Genomic DNA, 24,879 nt, shown 5'->3' on the forward strand with positions numbered 1-24,879 from the left:
ACCTAACCGCGGCCGAGGGCCCGCGCCGTGCCGGCGATCGTCTCCCAGGCGAGGTCGACATCATCGGCGGTCACCTGCGTCTGGCCGATCACCATGCGGAGCGTGAAGGCCCCGTTGAGTTTCGTGTGGGTGATGAACACCCGGCCCGTGCGGTTGACCTCCTCCAGCAGGCGCTCGTTCAGTCGGTTGAGCGCCTCGCTGTCGGCCGCCCCGGTCGGCCGGTAGCGGAAACAGAGGACGTTGAGCGGCGCCGGGGCGAGCAGTTCGAAATCGTCCGATTCCATGATGCGGTCCGCCACACCGCGGGCGAGCCCGATCTGGAGGCGGAGTTTTTCCCGTATCCCGGACAGGCCATAGGTGCGGATGACGAACCACAACTTCAGCGCGCGGAAGCGCCGGCCCAGCGGGATCCCCCAGTCGCGGTAGTTGTTGACCGCCGCCGTCTCGCGCGTCTTCAGATACTCCGGGAGGATCTCGAACGTCCGGATGAGAGCGCCCCGGTCTTTCACGAAGTACGCGGAGCAGTCGAAGTTGGTGAACATCCACTTGTGCGGGTTGAACACGAACGTGTCGGCCTCCTCAATCCCGTCGATCATCCACCGCATCTCCGGGAGCACGAGGGCCGTCCCGGCATAGGCGGCGTCGACATGGAGCCAGAGGCGGTGGCGGCGGCAGATCTCACCGATCCGGCGGAGGGGATCGACCGCCGTGGAGCCGGTCGTGCCGAGCGTGGCCACCGCGCAGAGCGGGCGAATTCCGCTGTCCTCATCGCGGCAGACCGCCTCTTCGAGGACCTCCGGCCGCAGCGCAAACCCCGCATCGACCGCCACTTTGCGGAGGTTCTCCCTGCCGAGCCCCGCGATCTTGACCGCCTTCTCGATCGACGAGTGCGTTTCCGACGAGCCGTACACGGCATAGCGCGGCCGGTCCTGGAGGCCGGTCTGGTTGACACCGTAGTCGGACGCCTGTTCGCGGGCGGTGAGGATCGAGGTGAGGGTGGCGGTGGAGGCGGTATCCTGGATGACGCCATCCCAGCCGGCCGGGATGCCGATCATGGCGCCCAGCCATAGCATCATCTGTTCCTCGAGTTCGGCGGCGGCCGGCGAAGTCTGCCAGAGCATCCCCTGCACGCCGAGAGTGGCGGTGAGCATCTCGGCCAGCACCGAGGCCGGGCTGCTGTTGGCGGGAAAATACCCCATGAACCGGGGGTGCTGCCAGTGCGTGATGCCCGGCATGATGATCCGTCGGAAATCGGCCATGATATCGTCGAACGCCTCCGGGGTCTCGGGAGGAAGGTCGGGCAGCTGCCGCCGGATGTCGCCCGGGGCGGCGGGGGACTTGACCGGATAGGCGCGCACGTTGGCGAGGTAGTCGGCCATCCAGTCGACCAGTTCGTGGGCGCGGCGGCGGAATTCGGCGTCATCCATGAGGACCGACCTCCGGACGGCAGGCGACCACGAGCCCGGTCGGACCCGGCAGGGCCACGACGCGCAGGTCGGCAAAACCGGCGCCGGTCAGCCACTCGGTATACTCGCTGATGCTGTAGGAAGCTCCCGCGGGTGTGCCGACGAGCATGTTGAGCGAAAAGAGCGCCGCCGTGAACGGGCCGGTCTTGTCGGCGTTGAGAATGAAATCCTGGATGGCGACGGTGCCGCCGGGGCGGAGGGCGGCGAAAGCCTTGTGGCACAACTGCCGGTTCTCCTCCGGGCTGTTCATGTGGCAGATGGCCGAGATGAACACGAGATCGAAGGGGGAGCCGAACTCGGTGGTGTGCAGGTCGCCGACGCGCGTGGTGACGCGCTCGGCGAGGCCGGCCCGGTCGATGTGCCGCCGGGCGATTGCGGTGACCGGTTCGAGGTCGAACACCTCGGCGCGCAGGCGCGGATTGGCCTTGGCGAATGAAATCGCGTAGGCCCCCGAGCCGCCGCCGACATCGAGCATCCGCTCGAACCCCGCCACCCCCAGCGCGCCCACCACCTGGTCGGCGCGCAGCGCCGCATTCTTGTGCATGGCGGCGATGAAAGCCTCGGTCCAGCCGGGGTCGCGATCTTTCGCCTCCGTGTAGGTCACCGACGTTCCCTTGCGGATGCACTCGGTCAGCGTGTGCCACCGGTTCCACAGCCCGACGAGGTGCAGGAGGCTCAACCGGGAATCATCGGGCCCGCCCGCCGCCAGGTAGCGGCGCGCGGCGGCGGAGTTGGCGTAGCGGCGCCCGTGCTTCTCCAGGAGGCCGTAGGCGGTGAGAGCGTCGAGCAACTGCTCCGCCCCCCGCTCATCGACCTCGAGCCGGGCGGCGATCTCGCCGGCCGAGGCGGAGCCGCCCACGGCCGTGAAGAGGTCGAGCTCGACGGCGGTCAGGAGCATACGGCTGGTCTGAAAGCCCCGGAAATCGGCCATCAGCTCGTCCGGGAGGACGCCGGCCGCGTCGCGGGCCTTAAGCCCGGCGAGCATTTTCGCCCGGTTGGTTTCGATTTCGGCGCGCACGGCGGCGGCGTCGCGCCGCGCCAGTCGCTCGACCGGACGGCCGCGCCCGAAGTGCTCGCGGACAATCTCGGGAACGTCCTCGGCCCCTACGCCGGTGTACCAGACCCCCTCGGGATAGACGATCATGTTGGGGCCCCAGGCGCACAGGCCGAGCGAGCCGCAGGTCGTAATGTGCACATCGTCGCCCAGCCCTTGCGCCGCCACCTCGCGGCGAAGAGCGTCGATCAGTTTTTCGCCCCCGCGGGCGCGGCAGCACGGCACGCCCTCGGGCTTCTCCTGATTGCAGATGTAGACGTGGTACTTGAAGGCTTCCATAGGCGGCTCATTTCTCCACAGGACGGCGCACTGTGCCGGGTGTTGCTGCAAGGTACGAGGAAAACGGGCGGGGGACAAGAGGGAGGGCCGATGAATTGCTTGTCCGGCGGGCCGGGCTGCCGTAGAATGTCGGTGGAGCGGCCATGAAGATCATCGTGTTCACTGATACCCACGCCAACCTGCCGGCGCTGCGGGCCTTCCGCCGGGCGATCGAGAGAGAGGGCTACGATCTGGCCGTGCACACCGGCGACGCGGTGGATATCGGCCCGTACCCGGCCGAGAGTCTGGCCGAACTGCTGAGCATCCCGCGGGTGGAATGCGTCATGGGCAACCACGATGCGATGTTTGTCCACGGCATTCCCGACCCGCTCGCGGGCGTGATCGACGGCAACGAGGCGGAACACTGCGCCTGGACCGCCCGCCAGCTGGGCGAGGACTTCCGCGAGCGCCTGCGTCACTGGCCGTACGTAATCCCGCACGAGTTCAACGGCCTGCGGGTGACCTTCGTCCACTACGGTTTGTCGGCGACCTTGGACGGTTTCGTCCCGGCCGCAATCGCCGATCCGACCCCGGCCGACCTCGACCGCATCTTCGGCGCTTTTGACACCGATCTGCTGTTCTACGGCCACAGCCATCCCTTCTCGGATGTCCAGGGCCGGGCCCGGTACATCAACCCCGGCGCTCTCGGCTGTTTCTGCCGTCCGCTTGCGCGCTACTGCGTGCTGGAGTTTCGCCCGGGGGGATTAGGGGTCACCTACAAGGCGGCGCCGTACGACGATAGCGTCCTCAGAGCCGAGTATGCCCGGCGGCGGGTGCCGGCCGCCCGATTCATCCTGAAAGAGTTTTTCGGCAAGAACCTGTGAGGGGAGCTGTGCCATGCCCTTTGCGGTAAGTCTGTTTCTGGACAAAGAAGCCTCCGCGATCGTCACCGACGTCTGGCGGCGGCTGGCCGACATGGAGGTCTCCGAGAGCATGATCAAGGCCAACTTCCGTCCCCACATCACGCTCGGCATCTGCGAGGACCTTCGGGTCGAACCCTTCCGCCGCTTCCTGGCCGGATTCGCAGGCACGCACATGGTGTTCCCGATCATCCTGTCGAGCCTCGGCGTGTTTCCGCTGGACACGAAGGGGGCGGTGTTTTTTGGCGTGACGCCCTCGCCGCAACTGCTCCGGGTGCACGACGATTTCACACGCTCGTTCGCCGAATTCGGGGAGGGTATCCGCACCTACTATCGCCCCGGGCACTGGGTTCCCCACTGCACGCTCGCCGACGGGATCGGGTGTGAGGTGGTGCCGCGGGCCATGGAAATCTGCCAGCAGACGCGGCTGCCGGTCTACTGCCTGGCGCGGGAGATCGGCGTGCTGCAATTCCCGCCGGGACATGAACTTCTGGCCTACTCGCTGCGTTCCGATGTCGATGGCTTCCTGGCCGGGACCTGAGACGGCTCCGCGGGATGCGCGCTCCCGGCCGCGCCGCCCTTGGCCGACGGGGGGGCCTTTCTTCTTGACAAAGGCGCGGCCAAGTGCGGTTATGAAGTCGACCGGCGCCCGGCCGGCGGCCGAAAGGCGTGCGAGGGGATAAACATTTCCCCCGCGTGATCGATAATAGACACAGGAGACAGTCTTTGTGACCGAACAACACTCCCGGAATCGGACAACGGCGAATGCAGCGATGACCGCCCGCGAGACCTCCGTCATACACGGGCCGACCCGGCTCACGGAACACGACGTCTACCTTTTTAAAGAAGGAAGCCACTACCAGCTGTACGACAAGCTGGGGGCGCACCCGATGGAGGTGGACGGGATCAAGGGGACGTATTTCGCGGTCTGGGCGCCCAACGCCGAGGCGATCAGCGTGATCGGGGATTTCAACGGCTGGAACCGCACCGCGCATCCGCTGGGCGTGCGGTGGGACGGTTCCGGGATCTGGGAGGGGTTCATTCCCCGGCTCGGCGACGGCGCCATCTACAAGTATTTCATTCATTCGCGGCACAACGGCTACACGGTCGAGAAGGGCGACCCGTTCGCGTTCGAATGCGAGCTTGCCCCCCGCACGGCCTCGGTGGTGCGGAACCTGGCGTACACCTGGAACGACCGCGCCTGGATGCACGGGCGGCGGCGCCGGAACGCCCTCGAGGCGCCGATCGCGGTGTACGAGGTGCATCTCGGCTCGTGGCGGCGCGTCCCCGAAGAGGGAAACCGGTTCCTCACCTATCGCGAGCTGGCGCCGCTTCTGGCGGAGTACGTCGCGCGGATGGGCTTCACCCACGTCGAGCTCCTGCCCGTGATGGAGCACCCGTTTTACGGTTCGTGGGGTTACCAGACAGTCGGCTATTTCGCGCCGACCAGCCGCTACGGCTCGCCGCAGGACTTCATGTACCTCGTGGACTACCTCCACCAGAACGACATCGGCGTCATCCTCGACATCGTCCCCTCGCACTTCCCCTCCGACGAACACGGGTTGGTGTATTTCGACGGCACGCACCTGTACGAGCACGAGGACCCGCGGAAGGGATTTCACCCGGACTGGAAGAGCTACATCTTCAACTACGGCCGCAACGAGGTGCGCAATTTCCTCATCTCCAGCTCGCTCTTCTGGCTCGATAAGTACCACGTCGACGGTCTGCGGGTCGATGCGGTGGCCTCCATGCTCTACCTCGACTACTCCCGGAACGAAGGGGAGTGGATCCCCAATCAGTACGGCGGCCGGGAAAATCTCGAGGCCATCAGTTTTCTCAAACGGATGAACGAGGTGGTGTACGAGCGGTATCCGGACGTGCAGATGGTGGCCGAGGAGTCGACGGCCTGGCCGATGGTCACGCGGCCGACTTGGCTCGGCGGCCTGGGCTTCGGCCTCAAATGGAACATGGGCTGGATGCACGATACCCTCCTGTACATGTCCAAAGATCCCATCCACCGGAAGTACCATCACGACACGCTGACATTCAGCCTGCTCTACGCTTTCCACGAAAACTTCCAACTCCCGCTGTCGCACGACGAGGTGGTTCACGGCAAGGGGTCGCTGCTGGGCAAGATGAGCGGGGACACCTGGCAGAAGCAGGCCAACCTCCGCCTCATGCTCGGCTACATGTGGATGCACCCCGGCAAGAAACTCCTCTTCATGGGGGGGGAGTTCGGGCAGTGGGACGAGTGGCACCACGAGGAGAGCCTCAGCTGGCATCTCACCGAGTTTCCCAAGCACCGCGGAATCCAGCGGTGGGTGGAAGACCTGAACCGGTTCTACCGGGGGACGCCCGCCCTCTACGAAGTTGACTTCAACTGGGAGGGTTTCCAGTGGGTGGACGGCAGCGACTACGCCAACAGCGTCATCAGTTTCCTGCGGAGAGACCGCCAGGGGCGGGCGAGTATTCTGGTAGTGTGCAATTTCACGCCGGTGGTGCGCTCCGGCTATCTCATCGGAGCGCCCTATCCCGGCTACTGGCAAGAGGTTCTCAACAGCGACGCACAGGAGTACGGCGGCGGCGGCCAGGGAAATGCCGGCGGATGCGACACCCGGCCGGTACCCATGCACGGTTTCCCCCAGTCGCTCGCCCTGAACCTTCCGCCCCTTGCGGTGGTTGTATTGGAGAAACAGGACTTGGATTAGCGAGTTTTCGGCGCAGCCGGTACGAATATTAGTTGCTCCTCGATTCGCGAGCAGCGTACTTTCAAAATGATAGCGCGTCCTCAGAATAGGAAAGGTTAGGGTTACGGAGTATGAAGGAGCAGATCGGAGCGACCGCGGGGGCGATTTGGCAGGTGCTTCAGAAGAAGGATAAGCTGGCCCTGTCGCAGGTCCCGAGGGCGGTCAAGGAAAAAGAGTCGCTCGCCTTTCAGGCGGTGGGCTGGCTGGCCCGCGAAAACAAGATCGAGTTCCAGGTGGAAGGGAAGACGACGTACGTGACGCTCGCTCCCACCGAGCGCCGGGCCTGAGCAGCGACACCGGCCGCTTCTCTGCAGCACGTTCCGCCACCCATCTCCTCTCTGCACTCGCGACAAGCATGTGTCCCGGCCGGCCGAATCTGTGGATTCGGCCGGCCGGCAGCGCAATTACCCAGACAGAGCTTGACAGGACAACCGGTTGTCGCTCGCCCCGAAGTGTGGGCGGTCGCGCGGGGTAAGCCGGTTCCGTTGATGGCGAACGGCCGGGTTCGGCTGTACAACGGGGTGCGACCTCCGACCGACAGGGTGCGGTCGGCTGCGCGGGTATGGGTCTTTTCTCCCCTTGGGATTCGCGCCCGGCGCGCCGATACTATAATTGCGTTCGCATGGTGCGGCGCCGAGGCTGGTCGGAGTCAATGATGCGCAAGGCGGACTATCGAGCGCGCCACGGCGCTTTCCGGGCCGCGTCTACGAGGTGCGGGACAGCGGCGGTTCGCCGCCGCGCGAGGAGAGATGATGACCGAGTATAGACGGACGAGCGGTATCCTGCTGCCCATCACGGCGCTGCCCTCAGTGTACGGGATCGGCGATTTCGGGCCGGGAGCTTCCCGGTTCCTCGATTTTCTCGCCCGCGCCCGGCAGGGTGTATGGCAGGTGCTGCCGCTGAATCCAACCGATCCGGCGCATGCCAATTCCCCCTACAGCAGCAGTTCATCCTTCGCGGGCAACCCTCTCCTGATCAGCCCGGACCGGATGGTGGAGGACGGTTTTCTGGGGGCGGAGGAGCTGCAGCCGATCCCGGCGGCGCCGGATGACCGCGCGGATTATGAACAAGCGACCGCGTACAAGACGCGGCTTTTGGACCGGGCCTGGCAGGCCTTCCGGGACCGCCCGCACCAGGAGGAGTTCCGGGAGTTCTGCCGGGAAGAAGCGGGCTGGCTGGAAGACTACGCGCTCTTCGTCGTGATCAAACGGGCCCAGCAGGGGGCGGACTGGAGCCGGTGGCCGGTCGGGCTGCGCGACCGCAACCCCCGCGCGCTGGACGAGGTACGGAAGGTTCATGCCGATGAGCTCGGGCGCGAGCAGTTCGCCCAGTGGCTGTTCTTCCGCCAGTGGCTCGCCCTCAAGCGGGAGGCCAATGCCCGCGGGATACGGATGTTCGGCGACATCCCCATTTACGTCAACTACGACAGCGCCGACACCTGGCGCGACACCCACCTGTTCAAACTGAACGGCGGCAAGCGGCCGGAAGTGGTGGCGGGCGTCCCGCCGGACTACTTCAGCACGATCGGACAGCTCTGGGGAAACCCGGTGTACGACTGGGAGGCGCTCAAAAGGGAAGGGTACCGGTGGTGGATCGACCGGCTGGCTCACGTTTTCCGTCTCTACGACATCGTGCGCATCGACCATTTCCGTGGCCTCGTCGCCTACTGGGAGGTGCCGGCGGGACACAAGACCGCGCAGAAGGGGAAATGGCGCGAAGTACCGACCGATGATTTCCTGCAGACGCTGCAACGGCACTTCGGGCGCCTGCCCGTGGTGGCGGAGGATCTCGGACTGATCACCGACGATGTGACAGCCACGATGAAGCGGTACGGATTCCCCGGCATGAAGGTGCTCCTGTTCGCTTTCGGAGCGGATGATCCAACCCATCCGTACCTGCCGCGCAACTACGATGAGAACGCGGTGGTGTATACCGGGACGCACGACAACAACACGGTGCAGGGGTGGTTCGAGGAGGAGGCGAAGCCGGCCGAGAAGAAACGGTTGTTCGCGCACTTGAGCCGGGCCGTGCCGAGAGACCGGGTGCACTGGGCCATGATCGAACTGGCCCTGCAGTCGCGGGCGCGGCTGGCGGTGATCCCGATGCAAGATGTGCTCGGCTTGCCGGGGTCCGCGCGCATGAACACGCCCTCGACCCGAAACGGCAACTGGACCTGGCGGTTGACGGCGCAGCAGTTGGCGGCGGCGCCGGCCGCGCAACTGGCCGAACTGGTCGCCACCAGCGACCGCGAGCCCGAGGGACAGGCGGTGCCCGGAAGTACGCCTGCCTGAGGACGGCCGCACGGTGTGAGCGGCGGCACCGGCGCTGTCTCGCCGCCATCGGCAAGAAGCGACACGCCTCTTGTGACCCGCCCGGTAGGACGGAGCGGTTCGTTCGTTTGATCAATCTTCACGAGATCCCGGTTATCCCCCGAGTCGGTCGCCACGAAAGGGGGGCGCCGGCCCTCGCGCTTTCCTCCCGATTGTGTCCCGCCCCAATGAATACGGTCAATCGGCGGAGAAAGTAAATCACCAATCGGCCGGTGAGTGTCACATTGTGCACGGTCAGAATCAACCGTGTCTGGCAAAACTTCCGCTTGCTTCCCACCCGAACAGCGACGACCATGAGGCATGAGGAAATCGGCCATGAACAAGCGAACGGGACTGCTTTTAACTTTGGCGCTGACCGCACTCGCTCTCCTCTCGTGCGGAGGGAGCCGGACGCTGGTGCTCTACGAGGGCGAGCGTCGGCCGGCGGAGCAGGTCGCGGTTCTCGATGTCAGTCACAAGTCGCTGTACGTGATGGGGATCGACACGCTGGTCCACCGCTACCGAGCGCTCTCGGAAGAGCACATCGAGGTACTTCCGGGAGAACACACGCTGGTCCTGAACTACTCCTCGTGGAAGGGGACCTCCGATGAGCCCATGACGCTGTCGTTTGAGGCGCAGGCCGGACATCTCTACCAGGTCAAAGCATCAGCGGGTTACCGGCGGTGGACGGCGTGGATTATCGATATGAACGACGGGTCGGTGGTGGCCGGCTCGCCGCCCGATTGACGTGCGGTACCGTAGCGGCGCCCGGCCTGGAACGACCGAAGGAGGGGTTTGACTCGGCGGGTGGCGGAAGCTGACGACATATAATGAAGCGCGCGGCGAGGCTGGGAAAGAGGCAGGCAGATTTGAGGGGACTATCGGCTACTCCTGCAAGTACACCATAAGTCATTGATGTAAGAGTTGTTGGCTGCCGAGAACATCCTGCGCACAAGGATGCCGGGCAGGGACGCAAACGACAGAGGCGTCCACCGGGCGAATTTTGTGCCGTGAAACAGCAAAATGGGCTTGACAGAAATGAACGGCGATATAATATTTCAGATAAAAGAGTCCTAAAACTGGAATGTGAACCGAAAAGATGCTGTTTTCCAAAGCGTGCAGCTACGCGATCCGCGCCGCCGTGCTCGCCGCGGCCAAAGATCCCGACGGGCGGCGGGCGTTTATCCCGATCCGCGAGCTGGCCGATGAGGTCGGCGTCTCGTTCCACTTTCTCACCAAGATCCTCCGCAAGTTGACGGAGGTCGAGATCATGGAGTCCTTTCGCGGACCGAACGGAGGGGTGGGCTTGGTGCGGCCGGCCAGGCAAATTCGGGTGATCGAGGTGATCGCTGCAATCGACGGGATGGGGTTGTTCGAGGGGTGCGCACTGGGACTCCCGCAGTGCAGCGACAAGACGCCCTGCCCGCTGCACGAGGCCTGGCGGAAGCGGCGGGAGGATCTGCGGGCCATGCTGACCCGGACGACGCTGGCCGACCTTGTGCCGAAAGGATCGGCGGAGGGAAAAAGGAGATAATCGCGCAGGCCGCGCGAGCGGTCTGAGCACGGCAATATTACGGATTTCATACTCCGAAATCTTGTTATAGGCGGTCAGACTCCGGGTGTGAATCGGGGTCCAGCCGGTAACCGACAGAAGAGGTAGTTTGTCATGACGGTAGAGTTCAGGAAGTTGATCGGGGTCGCGGGGTTTGCTCTAACTCTGTGGTTGATGGGATGTTCCTCGGGGCCGGAAACGGAGGCGGAGCGCCAGACCCGCTGGCAGCAGGGGAAGCTGACCGGCTGGGAGCTCGAACACGGGATCGGCCCGATCACGGACGCACTCGAGATCGGTCCGGTCGATGCAGCGCGAGCGGCGCAGGGGCGGGAGCTCTTTATCGCCAAGTGCGCGACTTGCCACTATCTGGATGACCGGAAAACCGGTCCGGGACTGCGCGATGTAACCAAGCGCCGTAGTCCGGAGTATGTGCTGAACCAAGTACTCAACCCGGAGCAGATGGGGAAGCTTCATCCGGAAGGGAAGAAGCTGGTGGCGCAGTACGCACAATTCATGACGATCCAGGGGATTACGCCGGATGACGCGCGGGCGCTCCTGGATTTCCTTCGGTCGGAGGCCGACAAGCCGCCGGTGCCGCTTGAGCAGCAGCCGGGGGCGAATGTCCCGCCGCCGCCGCCGGCCAACTGAGTGGAGCGAAGAAACCGAGCACGTTTCGTGATGTGGTGAGAGGAGAGAGAAGTATGGTTCGGAGGTTATCTGGGAAAATCCTTTCCGGCCTGGCCGGGCTGGTTGCGTTAGTCCTACTTGGCGGATGCGGTACCGGCGGCAACGAAGGTGTCGCCGGTACCGGCGATGCCGCGGCGCGGGTTTATGTGGCGCCCGGGACGTACGATGAGTTCTACGCGTTCATGTCGGGGGGATTTTCGGGGCAAGTGAGCGTCTACGGACTGCCCTCGGGGCGTCTGCTGCGGCACGTGCCGGTGTTTTCGCAGTACGCCGAGAATGGCTACGGCTACAGCGAAGAGACGAAGAACATGCTGATGACGTCGTTCGGGTTTGTGCCGTGGGATGACGCGCACCATCCGCAACTCTCCCAGACGGACGGGGTTCCAGACGGGCGGTGGCTGTTCATCAACGGGAACAACACGCCGCGGGTGGCGCGGCTGGATCTGACCACGTTCGAGACGACGGAGATCATCGAATTGCCGCATTCCGGCGGCAACCATGCCTCCCCCTTTCTCACGCCCAACACCGAATATGTCATGGCGGGGACGCGGTTCAGCGTGCCAATCCCGCAGCAGGACGTGCCGGTGAGCACCTACAAGGAGAATTTCAAGGGGACGCTGTCGTTCATCAAGGTGGACTCGGCGACGGGGCGGATGTCGCTGGCGTTCCAGATTCTCGTGCCCGGGTTCGACTACGACCTCTCGCACGCCGGAAAAGGACCATCGCACGGCTGGGCGTTCTTCTCCACGTACAACACGGAGCAGGCGAACACGCTGCTGGAGGTGAATGCCTCCCGCAACGACAAGGACTACATGGCGGCCGTCAACTGGAAGCTGGCCGAGCGGTACGCCGCGGAGGGGAAGGCTAAAGACGTGCCCGCCTCGTACCGGCACAATTTTCTCGACGAGGCCCGCGTGGCGCAGAGCGAGGTGGTCGGCTCGGTCAAAATCCTGGACCCCCGGGATTGTCCGGGGATGATCTACTACATTCCGACGCCGAAGTCGCCGCACGGGGCGGACGTCGACCCGACCGGGGAGTACATTGTCGGCGGGGGGAAGCTGGCGACGGTGATCCCGGTGCACTCGTTCTCCCGGATGATCAAAGCGATCGAGAACCGGGAGTTCGAGGGGGAGGTCGACGGCATCCCGGTGCTCAAGTACGAGGCGGTGCTCGCGGGGGAGGTGCAGAACCCGGGTCTCGGCCCGCTCCATACGGAGTTCGACGGCCAGGGGTACGCCTACACCTCGATGTTCATTTCCTCGGAGATCGTGAAGTGGAAGCTCGGGACGTGGGAGGTGGTTGACCGGGCGCCGGCGTACTACTCAATCGGGCACCTGATGATACCGGGCGGGGACAGCCGGGCGCCTTTCGGCAAGTACGTGGTGGCGCTGAACAAGATCACCAAGGACCGGTACCTACCGACCGGTCCGGAGCTCTCGCAGTCAGCCCAGCTCTACGACATCACCGGCGACAAGATGAAGCTCCTGCTGGATTTCCCGACGATCGGGGAGCCGCACTACGCGCAGGCGCTGCCGGCCGCGCTGATCAAGGACAAATCGGTGAAGTACTTCCCGATCGCCGAGAACCGGAATCCGCACGCGATCACGGCGGAGAACCAGGCGCGCATCGAGCGGAGCGGGAAGCTCGTGCGTGTGTACATGTCGACAATCCGGACGCATTTCGCGCCGGACAATATCGAGGGGATCAAGGCGGGGGACTCGGTGCTGTTCCATGTGACCAACCTCGAGCAGGACTGGGACGCCCCGCACGGCTTCGCGGTGATGGGGGCGAACAACGCCGAATTGCTGATTATGCCGGGGGAGACGCGGACGCTGGCGTGGAAACCGCAGGCGCCGGGCGTGTATCCGTTCTACTGCACGGATTTCTGCTCGGCTCTGCACCAGGAGATGCAAGGGTACATCCGGGTGTCGAAATGACCCGATCTGAAACCACAGGGCGGGCCCGGCGATGAGTCCCGCGATTCTCCGCGAGGCGGACGACCGGGCCGCCTGGCGGTCCGAGGCGACGGGGAAGCGAGGCCGGATGCACCCGGCCGGACGGATCGCGCTGGCGGCCGCGGCCCTGCTGTTGGCCCTGACCTATTTCCTCCCGCTGTGGGAAATCGCCCTGGAGGCGCCGCAGTACCCGGAGGGGCTGGGGCTGGAGATCTGGATCAACCGGATGGAGGGGCAGAACGCGGGGGACATCGAGAAGATCAACACCCTCAACCATTATATCGGTATGAAGGCCATTCACCCGGAGTCGATCAAGGAGCTGCGGATTATGCCCTGGGTGATGCGCGGCCTGATGCTGCTCGGGCTGGCCGCCGCGGCGGTCGGACGGCGGACCTGGGTGCTCGTATGGTTGGTGCTGTTCGCCGCCGTCGCGGCGGGGGGGATGATCGATTTCTACCGGTGGGGGTACGACTACGGACACAACCTCGATACCGAGCAGGCGATTATCAAGGTGCCGGGGATGACCTACCAGCCGCCGCTGATCGGGTCGAAGCGGCTGCTCAATTTCGAGGCGCACTCGTGGCCGGGACCGGCCGGGTGGGTGGCGCTCGGTGTGTTCGCGGTCGGCACCGCGGTCTACGGCGCGGAGGTGATTCGCGCGCGTCGAAAGGGAATCTCCGGGGAGGCGGGCGATGCGGGTTAGGCTGATTCCGGCGGCAGCGGTAGCCGCCGCGGTGGCGCTGGCCGGATGCGGCGGAAAGGGTCCCGCCGCCATGCACTACGGCGAGGACCGGTGCGACTACTGCCGGATGAACATCGCCGATCCCGCGTTCGGGACCCAGCTCATCTCCGGGAAAGGAAAGGTGTTCCGGTTCGATTCGATCGAATGCCTGGCGGCCTACGAGTTGGCCCACCAGGCGGACATCGACGCCTCGGCGCGCTGGCTGGCCGACGTCAACGATCCGGGGACTTTTCTGGCCGGGGCGAAAGCGGTCGTGGTGGCGGGGGAGCGGCTGCGCAGTCCGATGGGACTGGGACTGGCGGCCACCGCGTCGGAGGAGGCCGGCCAACGGCTCGCCGCCGAGAGTGGCGGACGGACAGTCACCTGGGAAGAGGTGCGGGCGTATGTGGCGGATGCGTGGGATATCAAGTAAGCGGCGGCGCGGGTGGCCCGCGGGCGGGCGGAGATTCGGCCGAAAGCTCGCGGCGGCGCTGGGCGCCGCGCTGACTGTGACGGGCCTGGCGTCGGCGCGGGTGGTCACGGTGCAGCCCGGCGGCGAGCACGCCACGGTCGCTGCGGGCGTGGCCGCGGCACGCGCGCACGATACGGTGGCGGTGAAAGCAGGGGTCTACCGCGAGCACGGGATCACGATCGATCGTCCGCTCACGCTGGCCGGCGGGGAGGGCGCGGTGGTCGATGCGGACGGGGCGGGGGGCATATTCACGGTCACCGCGCCGGACGTGGAGATCCGGAATCTCCGGCTGCGCGGGGTGCCGACGAGTTTCACGGCCGAGCACGCGGCGATCCAGCTGGAAGGGGCGGTACGGGCGACGATCGAGAACAACTCGATCGAGGCGTGCTTTTTCGGCATTTACGCGGCGAACTCCCACACCTGCCGGCTGCAGGGCAACATCATCCGGGGAGCGCAGACGCGCCTGACCTCATCGGGGAACGGCATCCACCTCTGGTACTGCCGCGATATCACGATTCTGGAGAACACGATCGCGGGGCATCGGGACGGGATCTACATGGAGTTCGTGCGCGCCGGCACGGTCGACCGCAACCGCTGCGAGGAGAACCTCCGCTACGGGCTGCATTTCATGTTCTCCGACAGCTGTCAGTACGCCGACAACCTGTTTCGCCGGAACGGCGCCGGGGTGGCGGTGATGTACACGAGCAATGTTTTGATGGAGAACAATACGTTCGAGCAAAGCTGGGGCGGGGCGTCCTACGGCGTGCTGCTAAAGGATATCCGCGACAGCCGGGTGACGGGGAACCGGTTCTGCGACAACTCGACCGGCGTACACATGGAGGGATCGGACCGCGTGTATGTCGCGGGGAATCTCTTTGCCGGCAACGGCTGGGCGCTCAAGCTGATGGCGAACTGCCTCGACAATACGGTGAGCGCGAATGACTTTGTCGACAATTCGTTCGCCGTAGCCACCAACAGCCGTCAGAACAACAGCCGTTTCGAGGGGAACTACTGGAGCGGCTACCGGGGGGTGGATTTGGATCGCGACGGTTACGGCGATCTGCCCTTTCGTCCGGTGAGCCTGTTTTCGCTCCTGGTGGAGTCGCATCCGCCGACGTTGGTGCTCCTGCGCAGTCTGCTGGTGGAAGTCCTCGACCTGGCGGAGCGGGCGATGCCGACGCTGACGCCGGAAACGCTCGTGGACCGCCGCCCGCGAATGAGGCCGAACCTATGATTGAAACGCGCGGGTTGACCAAACGATTCCGCCGCTTTGTCGCGCTGCGCGACGTGTCGTTCGACGTAACTCCCGGCCGGATCACGGGGGTGATCGGGCCGAACGGGTCGGGGAAGTCGACGCTGATCAAGTGCCTGGTCGGACTGGCGCGGCCGAGCGAGGGAGTGATTCTCTACGACGGACGGCTGCCGGACGCGGCCGGGCAGTACCGGAGGCGGATCGGGTACATGCCGCAGGCGGCGACCTTTCCCCAGGATCTGACGGGGCGCGAGGTGATTGACCTGGTGGTGCGCCTCCGCGGGGAGCGGCCGGCATCCGGCGGCGCGCTCCTCGAGCGGTTCGGCCTGCACGCCCACCTCGACAAGCGGGTGCGGACGCTCTCGGGCGGGACCCGGCAGAAGCTGAGCGCGGCGGTGGCCGCCCTGTATGATCCGGCGGTGCTCATTCTGGATGAACCGACGGCCGGTCTCGATCCGGGAGCCAGCCGGGTGCTCAAGGAGCATGTCCTCGAGCGAAAAGGGGAGGGCCGGGCGGTGCTGCTGACGACCCACATCATCGGCGACCTCGAGGAACTTGCGGACGACGTGGTGCTGCTGCTCGACGGCGCGGTGCAGTTTGCCGGATCGGTGCGGGAGTTGAAGCTGGCCACGGGGAGTCCGTACCTGGAGGCGGCGGTGGCGCAGATGCTGGCGCGGGGGGCGGCATGACGGCGCTGCGGAACGTCACCTGGTTCGTGGTGAAAGATATTGTCCGGAGCCGCTGGAGCCTTGTGAACACGCTCTTTTTCGCCGCGGCCACGGCGGGGCTGTTCTATCTCCAGGCGGACGCCGGGAAAGCGGCCGTAAGTCTGAGCAGTCTCTGTCTGGTGTTTGTGCCGCTGATCAGTCTGCTCTACCCGGCGATGTACTACTACAGCGCGCGGGAGTTCGTGGAGCTGATCCTCACCCAGCCGGTGGGCCGGCGCGCGGTGTATCTCGGGCTGTTCGCCGGGATATTCGCCTCGCTCTGGCTCGGGTTCGCCCTGGGGATCGGCGTGCCCTACCTCGTCCTGGGGGGTGTGAACGCGGCGGGGATGACAGCGCTGGCGGCGGTGCTGTTGGTCGGCACGGCGCTCGGCGCGATCTTCACGGGGCTGGCGCTGGTGGCGGCCGTGCGCTTCGACGACCGCGGCAAGGGGCTGGCGGTGGTCCTGGGAATCTGGCTGACGGCGGCGATCGGCTACGACGGAGCGGTGCTGGCGGCGGCGACTGCTTTCGCGGCCTATCCGCTGGAGACGCCTCTTTTGGCGGCCGCGCTGGGCAACCCGGTCGATCTCGCCCGCGTGCTGCTGCTCATTCATTCGGATATGGCGGCGCTGATGGGGTACACGGGGGCGGTGTTCATGCGCTTTTTCGACCGCGCGAGCGGGCTGGGGCTGGCGGCGGCGGTGCTGACGCTCTGGGCGGCGGCGCCCGTGTGGTATGGAATCCGCCGCTTCGCCCGGAAGGATTTTTGAGCATGCGTGAGGTCTTTCGCGGGAGAATCGATCGCCTGCGCCCGCGCCGGGTCTACGCGGCGGCGCGGGCGGCGGGGATTGCCCGCCTCTACGCCGCCGGCATCGGCATCGCGTTTGCGATCGGGCTGGCGGCGGCGGCGGCGCTGCTGGCGGAGCTGGCCACGCCGCGGCCCGATCTGCTCGACAACACGCGGTTCGGAGCGGTCCTCACGCTGCACGGGACGGTGATGGTGTTTCTCGTGCTGATCCCGATGCTGCCCGCCGTGATCGGCAATCTGCTCGTGCCGCAGGCCGTGGGAGCGGCGCAGACGGCGCTGCCCCGCCTGACTCTGGCCGGGTGGGGTGCATATGTGCTGGGGGCGGCGGGAGTGATTGCGGGAGCGGAACTGAGCGGGTACCAGGGGGGATGGAGAATGATCCTGCCGCCGGAAGTGGGGACCGAGCGAGCTTACGGTGTGCTGGCGGCCGGGCTGGCCGCGGCGGCGATAGCGACCACGCTGGTGAATGTGGCGCTGGCGTGGACGATTCTCAGCCGGCGGCACCGGACCGTGCCAATGGCGGAGATGCCGCTTTTGGCCTGGTTCTTTCTGTTGGGGTCGCTGGTCCAGACGGCGGTGGTTCCGATTCGGCTGTTCTTTCTTCTCCTTCAAAGCAGCGCCGGACTGGCGGAATCGGCCGCCGCGTGGTTCGGGGCGGCGGACCCGGTGTCGTTTCAGCAGACGCTGTTCTGGATGTACGCGAACCCGGCGATCCTCGCGGTGGTGCTGCCGGCGGCCGGGATTGCTCTCGATCTACTCGGCGGCGCCGGCCGGCCGGTGCGTCTGCCCCGGCGCACCCTGATCACGGCCGGCATGGCGGTGGCGCTGCTCAGTCTCGTCTCGTGGGGGCAGCACCTGCTCACGGCGGCCGAGGGTTCGCGGATGGCGGCGGCCGGGAGTCTCTACGGCCTTCTGGCGATCGTGCCGGCCACGGTGATATTCGGGCTCCTCCTGCGGGCGTGGCTGAGGGCGAGGCTCGCGGAACCGGCGCTCAACGCCGCGCTGTTCGGACAGGCGGCCGCTTTTGCGGCGCTGGCGGCGAGCGGGAGCGCGCTGGCGGCGCCGGGACTCGGCGTGCATCTGCAGGACACATATGCGACCGTGGGGCACCTCCATTTCGGCGCGCTGGGGATCGGGGTGATGGCGTTTGTCGCCGGGACGATTCACGCGCGCAGCCGGAGCGGCGACCCGCGGTGCGCCGGGCGGGCGGCGGCGCGGTGGATCTACGGCATGACAGCGGGGCTGCTCCTGACTTTCCTCCCGCTGGCCGTCGTCGGAGCGCAGGGGGCGCCGCGGGCGTTTCACGAGTACGCCCGCGGGACGCAGCCGGCGCACCTGATCGCGGCCGCGGGCGGGGCGGTCCTCATCGTCTCGCTGGCGGGACTGGCGATCCATCTGCGGCGCGGCGCGCGGCCCAGGGAAACCGCGGAGACGCCGGCCGCGCTCGGCCGGGCCGACGGGAGCCGGGCGGCGCACTGACCGGCCGCGGCCTCGGTGCGGTCATTCGGGGGTGAAATAGGTGCGGAATTCGCCGGCGGCGGGCGCGGCGGTCCACACCCGGTAGCCGCGGGCGGCAGCTTTGTCGATCAGCGGCGCCGGTTCGAAGGGGGTGATCACCTCGCAGATCTGTCCGGCTTGGAGCCGGGCGAGGGCCCGCATCACCGCGCCCAGCGGCTGCTCGCCGGCGTCAATCATCGGCCGCGCATCGAGCGTCTCGATGACCGCCGACGGATCCATCCAGAACGGCGGCGCGGAGCCGGGAGAAGCCGCCGGAGCGGTGGAGACGTCGGCGACGAAATCGGGTTGGCCGGCGGCCCGGCGCAGGCGGCGCACCAATTCGACGACAGAGACGTTACCGACGCGGGCGGCCTGCGCGAGGCTGGTCACCCGCGCGACCGTGCGGCGCAGGACCGGGTTGCGGAGCTTCCGGAAAGGTAGCGCGATTTCGATCAGCAGCGGTTCCAGCTCCGGGTAAGCATCGAGCAAATCGCCGACTTTGGTCTGCGGCGTGATGAGCGGTCGGGGCGTCTCGGCCATGGCGCCCGCCTACTCGTAGGAGAGGAGCCGTTTCTGGCCGGTCAGGGCGCGCTTGCCGGTCAGGTCCTGGCTCACCTCGAGCGTGCCGAGGTAGGTTCCGTGCTCGTCGCGGACGGCGAAGTATTCAATGTGAATGAACTTGCCGTGGAGCTCGATCCAGAAGGGCGCGCGATCGGCGCGGCCGGCTTTGAAGTCGTCGATGATCCTCTGCACGATATGCACGCTGCCCGGCGGGTGGCACATCTGCACTTTCCGGCCGATGATCGCGCGGTTGCGCTCGAAGATGCGTTCCCGACCTTGGGTGAAATACCTGACCGTGTCATCGGCGCCGACGAAGGTGAGATCGAAGGGGATGGTGTTGAGGATGGTTTGGATCTCGACCGGGCTCAGGCTGCCGCTGGGGAACTGGAGGCGGTCGGGCGCGGCCGGAGACGCCGTCTCGGTTTCCGCGGCCGGACCCTCCGGCTGCCAGTCCTCGACCGGATCATAGATGCAGAAGCCGATCGCGGGGCTCTGGCGGGCGATGGCGTACCACTCGGCATCGGTGAGTTTCTCCAGGCACATGGGAAAGAGGATCTCCTCTTCCTTGAAGATCATCTCCCTGATCGCCTCGACCGCCGGACGGAGGACCAGATCGATCACCCCTTTCGCGTCGCCGACGGACACCCGGCCGGAGTAGGCGAGCGCTTCGAGAGCGCCCTTCACGGCGGCGCGGACCTCGTCGTCCTTCCCCCACATCACGGTCGGCGGTCCGGTGATGCCTTTCTGTTCGAGATAGGGGAAGACGAGGTTTTCCTTGCGGCTATAGTGCTTGCCGACATCGGCCAGACGGCTGAAACGGACCCGGAGGTGCCCGAGAGGTTCCTCCGCATCGGCCTCCTCGGGGAGCGCCTCGATTTCGGCGAAGAGCCTGTCCGCGAGTTCCAGCTCGCCGATGAGGGCCTGGTTCTCCTTCCGGAAAGTGTCGACCGGATGGCCGGGCGGAAGCTCGGGCGGTCCCGATGAATCGAGCGCTCCCTTCATGGCGGCCGAGTGCAGGTCGCACAGCCGCAGGATGTCCTCCACCGGGACGCCGTCCTTGATGAGTTCCTGTTCGACGGCGACGACTTCGTGGTAAGGGACCCGGCCGAGGAGCCGGAGCAATTGAGGTTTGACCTCCTGCGGGGCTTTTCCCTCGTGGAGTTGGAGGATCAGGTGTTTGAGGACCGCCTGACGGGCCTTGGCGTTGTCGATCAGCTCGCTCATCGGGGTTATCACCTTCGTTCGCAGGTTTTTGCCGCTGGTGATAGTATTATTGAATCCTGGCTGAACGGCAAGCAGTCAAGTCAGCCGAAGGCGCAAACAGTCTATCTTAAGGCGCAACATAGGGTTAAGGGGGAGGGGGCAGTCGGAGCGCGGCGTTTCTTTAGCTGAAGACGGAGAGTTGAAGAGATCGTGCCAACGGCAACGGCGGCGCACGCAGGCAGGGTCAGGCGTACACCGGGTGCGGGGTGGAATGCATGGGTCACGAGGGGCAGCTTGCAGGAATGCGATCGAGCGCAGAGCGGAGGAGAGGCGCCCCCGGCTGCCAGTCTTCAATACGCACAACGGCAGCCGTTAGCGGGGCTGCCGTGGTGCAGGAAGTCTCCGAGCGTCAGGGCCCGGCCGGCGGGCGCGTGTTTAGGATTTCTGGCCCGACATCGCTTTCTTGATCACACCGACGATGGCCATGAGCAGGCCGCCGCCGACACCGCCGCCGAGGATGCTGCCGACAATGCTCCCGACATCCGTCCCGCCCCCTGCCGCGCCGACGCCGAGCGCGCCGAGAATCTGGCCGCCGATGCCGCCGCCCAGAATGCCGGCGATGGAATTTCCGATCGTGCCCAACGAAGATTTTTTCATCAGCGACCCGGCGACGTTGCCGCCGACGGCGCCGCAGATGAGCTGGATAATGATTGATAAGAGGTTTCCCATGTCGTTGCTCCTTTCACTTCGACCACAGTTGGGGCTCGGGCAGTGAGTGCATCTGTGCTCCACTCCGGCACAGACGCGGTAAATGAAAGTCGCCCCTACTGAATAATGAACCCACCTGTCGATGATGGGGCAAGTTAAAAGATTGGACGCGTACCGCGAAGTGCGGTTCTCCGGCTGAGCGGGCGGCGAGGAGGGCGCGCCCCGGCTACGGAGGGCGGAGTCCACCCGCGCTCTACTAGCGTCGGCGGCGGCCGAAGAGCGACCCGAGCACCCCGCGCACCAATTCGCGACCGAGCTGGCTGCCGGCCGAGCGCGCGATGGAAGTGGCGATTTTGGCGGCGTTGCCCGACGCCCCGGACGACGGCCGGCCCGGCCGCGGGGAGGGAGAGGCGCCGTCCGCGGCCGCCCGATCGGCGCGCGCTCTGAGCATTTCGTAAGCAGACTCGCGGTCGAGGAGGGTCTCGTAGCGGCCCCGCAGCGGCGATTGCCCGATGAGGTCGCGGCGGGTCTCCGGCGCGATGGCGCCGATGCGGCTGTGGGGCGGATAGATCAGCGCCCGCTCGACCGGCGATGGGCTGCCCTGGGCGTCCAGCAGCGACACGAGCGCCTCGCCCGTGGCCAGTTCGGTGATCGCTCGCTCTACATCCAGGGCCGGGTTGGCGCGGAAAGTCTCGGCGGCCGAGCGCACCGCTTTCTGGTCTTTGGGGGTGAAGGCGCGCAGCGCGTGCTGGACCCGGTTGCCGAGCTGTCCGAGGACGTCGTCCGGCACATCCAGCGGGTTCTGGCTGATGAAGTAGACGCCCACCCCCCGGGAGCGGATGAGCCGCACGACCTGCTCGATTTTCTCCACCAGCACTTTGGGCGCTTCGTCGAAGAGCAAGTGCGCCTCGTCGAAGAAGAAGACCAGTTTCGGCTTGTCCAGGTCGCCGGCCTCGGGGAGCTGCTCGAACAACTCGGAGAGCAGCCAAAGGAGAAAGGTGGTATAGACGCGGGGGGTCTGCAGGAGCCGGTCGGCGGCGAGGATGTTGACCACCCCGCGGCCGTCGCCGTCGGTCTGCCGGAGATCATCGATGTCGAGCGCCGGTTCGCCCAGAAGCCGGTCGCCTCCCTGCTCCTCCAGCGCGAGCAGAGCGCGCTGAATGGCGCCGACCGAGGCGGGGGAGATGTTGCCGTACGCAGTCTGAATGCGCCGGCTATTGTCGGCGGCGTACTGGAGCATGGCGCGGAGATCCTTCATGTCCACGAGCAGCAGGCCGTTGTCGTCGGCGAGGCGAAACACGAGGCTGAGCACCCCGGCCTGGGTGTCGTTGAGGTCGAGGAGGCGGCTCAGCAACAGAGGGCCCATGTCGGAGACGGTAGTGCGGACGGGATGGCCCTGCTCGCCGTAGACATCCCAGAATCGCACCGGGCAACCCTGCCAGATCCAGTCGTTGACGCCGAGCGCCTTCAGGCGTTCGTCGACCCGGGCGTTGCCTCCGCCGGGCTGACTGAGACCGGCGAGGTCCCCCTTGACATCGGCGAGAAAAACGGGCACGCCGAGGCGGCTGAACTGCTCGGCCATGACTTGGAGGGTGACGGTCTTGCCGGTCCCGGTGGCGCCCGCGATCATGCCGTGGCGATTCGCCATGCGCGGCAACAGGTGCAGATCGCGGCCGGCTTTCGCAATCAAAAGAGCATCCATGCGTACCTCCTTCGCCTCGCACGGCAGTATACAATGCTGCCGGGGATCGACAAAGAAAAATCCCCCGCTGACAGCCGCCGTCGGACCAGGCCGTCCGCGAAGACAGGAATTCGGTATAAAGGCCGTTGACACCGGCGGCGCGGGCCTTATGTTACGGCGGCCCCGGAGGTATGTTCTCAAACGGGCCGGTCGAGGCCGGCCGGAGGTTGTTTACATGAAGCTGAAGAAGGGACTTCTCGCACTGGGTGTGGTGATCCTGGCGGCGGCCACCGGCTCCGCGCAGGAGCCGGCTCGGTCGGGCGCAGTGGATTCGCGCATGGTCGTCATTCCCATGCGCAGTGTGGCGGAAGTGACGGCCGACATCGACAACGCCACGATGGTGAAGGAAATGGCGGCCGCCCAGAAGGCGCAGGCCGAAGGGCGTCTGAAAGAGATCGAGCTCACGATCGAGCAGAAACAGACGGCGCTCAAGGACGTCGACCGGCGCAAGGGAGAGGCCAAGAAGGGGCAGCGGCAGTCCGAGGTGATTGCCCTCGATATCGAGAAAAAAGTCGAACAGCAGGCGATCGACCTGCTCAAGCGGCTGAAGGATTTGCGGAAGGCGGAGATCGAGCAGGCGCAGGTGGAGGGGGAGTTGGCGGAGCGCCGTATCGGCGTCCTCCAACTGGAGGCCGAGCTCCAGCGGAAACGGATCGAGTACGATTCGCTGAGCACGGCAGGCGCCAGCCCGCTTTCGCAGACGGCGGCGCAACAGGTGCTCGGAGAAATTGAAGTGAAGCTGCTGAAGCTGCAGCAGGAACAGGCGGGCGTGACGCAGAAGCTGGCTTCCCGCCAGAAAGACATTGTCGCGCGGCGGATCAAGCTGCACGATGCGCAGGTGAAGCTCGGCATGCCGCGGGCGTGACCTTGGCCGCAAGGGCGGTCGGTATGACAATGATGCCGGCCGGGCTGCAGCCCGGCCGGTATTTTTTTGGAGTGTTTGCCGGCCGCGATCCGCTCCGAAAGGCCGACCGCACGATTCAGAAAATGACAGTCACTTTCCGCAACCGGAGGGTCGGTATCTGGATCGCTCGCGCATAGTCGGAGAGCGGGTTTCCCTCCAGCCGGATGACGTCGCCCGAATCAAGGCCGGTGTTGTAGATCAGGGGCAACAGATCAACGATCTGGTTATTGGCGAGATTGAGTTCCCGCAGGCCGGTCAGGGGCGTCAACCCGGCGAGATCGGTGATGTGATTCTGCATGAGGTTCAGCGACTCGAGCATGTACAGCGGGCGGAGCGGTTCGAGGGAGGTGATGTTGTTGAAAGCGAGCCCGCAGATCTGCGGCCGCTTCAGGTGGCTCATGAAGCTGATGTCGGCAAGGTTCATGCGGTCGAAGCCGACGTCGCTGAGAAAACGGAGTTCGTAGAGAGCGGAGAAATCAGTCACCGGGGTCCCCCAGAGGATGAGCTGCTGGAGGGAGTCAATGGTCGCCAGCGGGCCCAGGTCGCTGACGGGGTTATCCTGAAGCTGAATCTGGCGGAGGCTTGCCATACCCGCCAGGGGGTTGAGATCGCTGACGTTGTTTTCGGCGAGATAGAGGCCGCTCAGCAGAGGAAGGCCGGAGAGCGGCGCCAGGCTGGTGATATCATTGCGGGCGAAGTCCACGGCCGCCAGAGACCGGCAGTCCTCCAGACCCGCGAGCGAGGCGATGCCGGCGTCCCGGACGACGAGCTGGCCGATGGTATCGATGTCGGACGTCAGGATATCGCCGGAAGGTTTGTGGATGTGGGAGCGGACCGCCTGCTCGAGCGCGCCATCGGCGAAGGCCGCCGGGCGGACAGCGGCGCAGTGCACCCACGGGCAGTTGGACACGGCGCTCCAGTTGCCGCGGCGGTCGCGCGACTTCAGGGCGAAATAATGGCCGCTGTCGGGGGTCAGGCCGAAGACAGTCCACTGCTGAACGTGTCCGGCCGGGAGCGGCGCCGGCACCGGCTCGACCGGAACCGCGGCCGCGAAGTTCTCGTCGGTGATGCTGTCGAAAGAGAAGCGGAGATCGTACGCGGCGATAGCGCCGGGCGACTGATCGTCGCGGCGGTCCGCCGGCGTCGTCCAGCGGAGCACGGCGCTCTGGGAGGTCGACGCCATCACGGCCAAATTGGCCACGGCGAGCGGCGGCGTGCCGTCTGTTTCCTCGTCTTCAACGTCGACAGATTTGCTGCAGCCGGCGACGATCACGGCGAGCGCCGGCAACGCCCAGCGGGCGGTTAAGCGAAGGGTGTCCATCAGCATGGTTCCGGTGTCCGAACAAAGAGTGATTTG

The 24,879-nt window shown here is 65.8% G+C and carries 23 protein-coding genes; 16 read left to right on the top strand and 7 right to left on the bottom strand.

Annotated elements, in window-relative coordinates; genetic code table 11:
• Nucleotides 1–2: 2 nt before the first annotated feature.
• On the bottom strand, nt 3–1,427 hold the full coding sequence (locus KA261_07685) for an aspartate aminotransferase family protein (protein ID MBP7697679.1): 1,425 nt from the start codon (nt 1,425–1,427) through the stop codon (nt 3–5).
• Nucleotides 1,420–2,799, bottom strand: coding sequence for a methyltransferase domain-containing protein (locus KA261_07690; protein MBP7697680.1), 1,380 nt, complete (start codon nt 2,797–2,799; stop codon nt 1,420–1,422). The genes KA261_07685 and KA261_07690 overlap by 8 nt, the downstream gene beginning before the upstream one ends.
• A gap of 143 nt (nt 2,800–2,942) precedes the next feature.
• On the opposite strand from KA261_07690, the gene KA261_07695 reads away from it, so the two are divergent.
• The 15 genes from KA261_07695 (at nt 2,943) to KA261_07765 (ending at nt 18,387) form a co-directional block, all read left to right on the top strand.
• Nucleotides 2,943–3,662: a metallophosphoesterase family protein gene (locus KA261_07695; GenBank protein ID MBP7697681.1), complete on the top strand. Its 720-nt coding sequence runs from the start codon at nt 2,943–2,945 to the stop codon at nt 3,660–3,662.
• 13 nt (nt 3,663–3,675) lie between these two features.
• Nucleotides 3,676–4,239 carry a 2'-5' RNA ligase family protein gene (locus tag KA261_07700; GenBank protein MBP7697682.1) on the top strand — a complete coding sequence of 188 codons (564 nt, stop codon included), beginning with the start codon at nt 3,676–3,678 and terminating at the stop codon, nt 4,237–4,239.
• A 232-nt stretch (nt 4,240–4,471) separates the two neighbouring features.
• Nucleotides 4,472–6,406: a 1,4-alpha-glucan branching protein GlgB gene (gene glgB / locus KA261_07705; GenBank protein MBP7697683.1), complete on the top strand. Its 1,935-nt coding sequence runs from the start codon at nt 4,472–4,474 to the stop codon at nt 6,404–6,406.
• Nucleotides 6,407–6,516: 110 nt separating this feature from the next.
• The gene (locus tag KA261_07710; GenBank protein ID MBP7697684.1) at nt 6,517–6,732 is read left to right on the top strand and encodes a winged helix-turn-helix domain-containing protein; all 216 of its coding nucleotides are present in this window, start codon (nt 6,517–6,519) and stop codon (nt 6,730–6,732) included.
• Nucleotides 6,733–7,197: 465 nt separating this feature from the next.
• On the top strand, nt 7,198–8,736 hold the full coding sequence (gene malQ / locus KA261_07715) for a 4-alpha-glucanotransferase (GenBank protein ID MBP7697685.1): 1,539 nt from the start codon (nt 7,198–7,200) through the stop codon (nt 8,734–8,736).
• A gap of 354 nt (nt 8,737–9,090) precedes the next feature.
• Nucleotides 9,091–9,501: a hypothetical protein gene (locus tag KA261_07720; GenBank protein MBP7697686.1), complete on the top strand. Its 411-nt coding sequence runs from the start codon at nt 9,091–9,093 to the stop codon at nt 9,499–9,501.
• A 352-nt stretch (nt 9,502–9,853) separates the two neighbouring features.
• Nucleotides 9,854–10,288 (top strand): Rrf2 family transcriptional regulator, encoded by a 435-nt coding sequence (locus tag KA261_07725; protein ID MBP7697687.1) that lies wholly within the window; start codon nt 9,854–9,856, stop codon nt 10,286–10,288.
• Between the two features lie 192 nt (nt 10,289–10,480).
• Nucleotides 10,481–10,954: a cytochrome c gene (locus KA261_07730; GenBank protein MBP7697688.1), complete on the top strand. Its 474-nt coding sequence runs from the start codon at nt 10,481–10,483 to the stop codon at nt 10,952–10,954.
• A gap of 53 nt (nt 10,955–11,007) precedes the next feature.
• Entirely contained in the window at nt 11,008–12,930 is a 1,923-nt protein-coding gene (nosZ, locus tag KA261_07735; GenBank protein ID MBP7697689.1) for a Sec-dependent nitrous-oxide reductase, read from the top strand.
• Between the two features lie 106 nt (nt 12,931–13,036).
• On the top strand, nt 13,037–13,651 hold the full coding sequence (locus KA261_07740; protein ID MBP7697690.1) for a hypothetical protein: 615 nt from the start codon (nt 13,037–13,039) through the stop codon (nt 13,649–13,651).
• Nucleotides 13,641–14,102: a nitrous oxide reductase accessory protein NosL gene (locus KA261_07745; GenBank protein ID MBP7697691.1), complete on the top strand. Its 462-nt coding sequence runs from the start codon at nt 13,641–13,643 to the stop codon at nt 14,100–14,102. The genes KA261_07740 and KA261_07745 overlap by 11 nt, the downstream gene beginning before the upstream one ends.
• Nucleotides 14,074–15,375: a nitrous oxide reductase family maturation protein NosD gene (gene nosD, locus KA261_07750; GenBank protein MBP7697692.1), complete on the top strand. Its 1,302-nt coding sequence runs from the start codon at nt 14,074–14,076 to the stop codon at nt 15,373–15,375. Before KA261_07745 ends, nosD begins: the two co-directional genes overlap by 29 nt.
• Nucleotides 15,372–16,082 carry an ABC transporter ATP-binding protein gene (locus KA261_07755; protein MBP7697693.1) on the top strand — a complete coding sequence of 237 codons (711 nt, stop codon included), beginning with the start codon at nt 15,372–15,374 and terminating at the stop codon, nt 16,080–16,082. Before nosD ends, KA261_07755 begins: the two co-directional genes overlap by 4 nt.
• On the top strand, nt 16,079–16,870 hold the full coding sequence (locus KA261_07760) for an ABC transporter permease subunit (protein MBP7697694.1): 792 nt from the start codon (nt 16,079–16,081) through the stop codon (nt 16,868–16,870). Before KA261_07755 ends, KA261_07760 begins: the two co-directional genes overlap by 4 nt.
• Nucleotides 16,871–16,872: 2 nt before the next feature.
• Entirely contained in the window at nt 16,873–18,387 is a 1,515-nt protein-coding gene (locus KA261_07765) for a cbb3-type cytochrome c oxidase subunit I (protein MBP7697695.1), read from the top strand.
• A gap of 21 nt (nt 18,388–18,408) precedes the next feature.
• Here the strand turns inward: KA261_07765 and KA261_07770 are convergent, their stop codons facing one another.
• From KA261_07770 to KA261_07785, 4 genes are all read right to left on the bottom strand, one after another.
• Nucleotides 18,409–18,945 (bottom strand): DUF1858 domain-containing protein, encoded by a 537-nt coding sequence (locus KA261_07770; protein MBP7697696.1) that lies wholly within the window; start codon nt 18,943–18,945, stop codon nt 18,409–18,411.
• Between the two features lie 9 nt (nt 18,946–18,954).
• A complete protein-coding gene (locus KA261_07775; GenBank protein ID MBP7697697.1) occupies nt 18,955–20,190 on the bottom strand; it encodes a DUF438 domain-containing protein in 1,236 nt (411 codons plus the stop codon).
• A gap of 414 nt (nt 20,191–20,604) precedes the next feature.
• On the bottom strand, nt 20,605–20,898 hold the full coding sequence (locus tag KA261_07780; GenBank protein MBP7697698.1) for a hypothetical protein: 294 nt from the start codon (nt 20,896–20,898) through the stop codon (nt 20,605–20,607).
• A gap of 235 nt (nt 20,899–21,133) precedes the next feature.
• The gene (locus KA261_07785) at nt 21,134–22,579 is read right to left on the bottom strand and encodes a DUF853 family protein (protein ID MBP7697699.1); all 1,446 of its coding nucleotides are present in this window, start codon (nt 22,577–22,579) and stop codon (nt 21,134–21,136) included.
• A gap of 214 nt (nt 22,580–22,793) precedes the next feature.
• On the opposite strand from KA261_07785, the gene KA261_07790 reads away from it, so the two are divergent.
• Nucleotides 22,794–23,483 (top strand): hypothetical protein, encoded by a 690-nt coding sequence (locus KA261_07790; protein ID MBP7697700.1) that lies wholly within the window; start codon nt 22,794–22,796, stop codon nt 23,481–23,483.
• Between the two features lie 115 nt (nt 23,484–23,598).
• Here the strand turns inward: KA261_07790 and KA261_07795 are convergent, their stop codons facing one another.
• Entirely contained in the window at nt 23,599–24,843 is a 1,245-nt protein-coding gene (locus tag KA261_07795) for a leucine-rich repeat domain-containing protein (protein ID MBP7697701.1), read from the bottom strand.
• Nucleotides 24,844–24,879 lie beyond the last annotated feature (36 nt).

The organism is Candidatus Zixiibacteriota bacterium (assembly GCA_017999435.1).
In the GTDB taxonomy this organism is placed as follows: Bacteria; Zixibacteria; MSB-5A5; order GN15; family FEB-12; genus JAGNLV01.

What these genes read in the sequence shown, in the direction of transcription:
- KA261_07740 (MBP7697690.1), top strand. Translation starts at nt 13,037, where the DNA reads ATGCACCCGGCCGGACGGATCGCGCTGGCGGCCGCGGCCCTGCTGTTG.
- nosD (MBP7697692.1), top strand. Translation starts at nt 14,074, where the DNA reads ATGTGGCGGATGCGTGGGATATCAAGTAAGCGGCGGCGCGGGTGGCCC.
- KA261_07730 (MBP7697688.1), top strand. Translation starts at nt 10,481, where the DNA reads ATGGGATGTTCCTCGGGGCCGGAAACGGAGGCGGAGCGCCAGACCCGC.
- nosZ (MBP7697689.1), top strand. Translation starts at nt 11,008, where the DNA reads ATGGTTCGGAGGTTATCTGGGAAAATCCTTTCCGGCCTGGCCGGGCTG.
- KA261_07790 (MBP7697700.1), top strand. Translation starts at nt 22,794, where the DNA reads ATGAAGCTGAAGAAGGGACTTCTCGCACTGGGTGTGGTGATCCTGGCG.
- KA261_07710 (MBP7697684.1), top strand. Translation starts at nt 6,517, where the DNA reads ATGAAGGAGCAGATCGGAGCGACCGCGGGGGCGATTTGGCAGGTGCTT.
- KA261_07700 (MBP7697682.1), top strand. Translation starts at nt 3,676, where the DNA reads ATGCCCTTTGCGGTAAGTCTGTTTCTGGACAAAGAAGCCTCCGCGATC.
- KA261_07785 (MBP7697699.1), bottom strand. Translation starts at nt 22,579, where the DNA reads ATGGATGCTCTTTTGATTGCGAAAGCCGGCCGCGATCTGCACCTGTTG.
- KA261_07775 (MBP7697697.1), bottom strand. Translation starts at nt 20,190, where the DNA reads ATGAGCGAGCTGATCGACAACGCCAAGGCCCGTCAGGCGGTCCTCAAA.
- KA261_07770 (MBP7697696.1), bottom strand. Translation starts at nt 18,945, where the DNA reads ATGGCCGAGACGCCCCGACCGCTCATCACGCCGCAGACCAAAGTCGGC.
- KA261_07685 (MBP7697679.1), bottom strand. Translation starts at nt 1,427, where the DNA reads ATGGATGACGCCGAATTCCGCCGCCGCGCCCACGAACTGGTCGACTGG.
- KA261_07765 (MBP7697695.1), top strand. Translation starts at nt 16,873, where the DNA reads ATGCGTGAGGTCTTTCGCGGGAGAATCGATCGCCTGCGCCCGCGCCGG.
- KA261_07725 (MBP7697687.1), top strand. Translation starts at nt 9,854, where the DNA reads ATGCTGTTTTCCAAAGCGTGCAGCTACGCGATCCGCGCCGCCGTGCTC.
- glgB (MBP7697683.1), top strand. Translation starts at nt 4,472, where the DNA reads ATGACCGCCCGCGAGACCTCCGTCATACACGGGCCGACCCGGCTCACG.
- KA261_07695 (MBP7697681.1), top strand. Translation starts at nt 2,943, where the DNA reads ATGAAGATCATCGTGTTCACTGATACCCACGCCAACCTGCCGGCGCTG.
- KA261_07760 (MBP7697694.1), top strand. Translation starts at nt 16,079, where the DNA reads ATGACGGCGCTGCGGAACGTCACCTGGTTCGTGGTGAAAGATATTGTC.
- KA261_07780 (MBP7697698.1), bottom strand. Translation starts at nt 20,898, where the DNA reads ATGGGAAACCTCTTATCAATCATTATCCAGCTCATCTGCGGCGCCGTC.
- KA261_07795 (MBP7697701.1), bottom strand. Translation starts at nt 24,843, where the DNA reads ATGGACACCCTTCGCTTAACCGCCCGCTGGGCGTTGCCGGCGCTCGCC.
- KA261_07755 (MBP7697693.1), top strand. Translation starts at nt 15,372, where the DNA reads ATGATTGAAACGCGCGGGTTGACCAAACGATTCCGCCGCTTTGTCGCG.
- KA261_07690 (MBP7697680.1), bottom strand. Translation starts at nt 2,799, where the DNA reads ATGGAAGCCTTCAAGTACCACGTCTACATCTGCAATCAGGAGAAGCCC.
- KA261_07745 (MBP7697691.1), top strand. Translation starts at nt 13,641, where the DNA reads ATGCGGGTTAGGCTGATTCCGGCGGCAGCGGTAGCCGCCGCGGTGGCG.
- malQ (MBP7697685.1), top strand. Translation starts at nt 7,198, where the DNA reads ATGACCGAGTATAGACGGACGAGCGGTATCCTGCTGCCCATCACGGCG.
- KA261_07720 (MBP7697686.1), top strand. Translation starts at nt 9,091, where the DNA reads ATGAACAAGCGAACGGGACTGCTTTTAACTTTGGCGCTGACCGCACTC.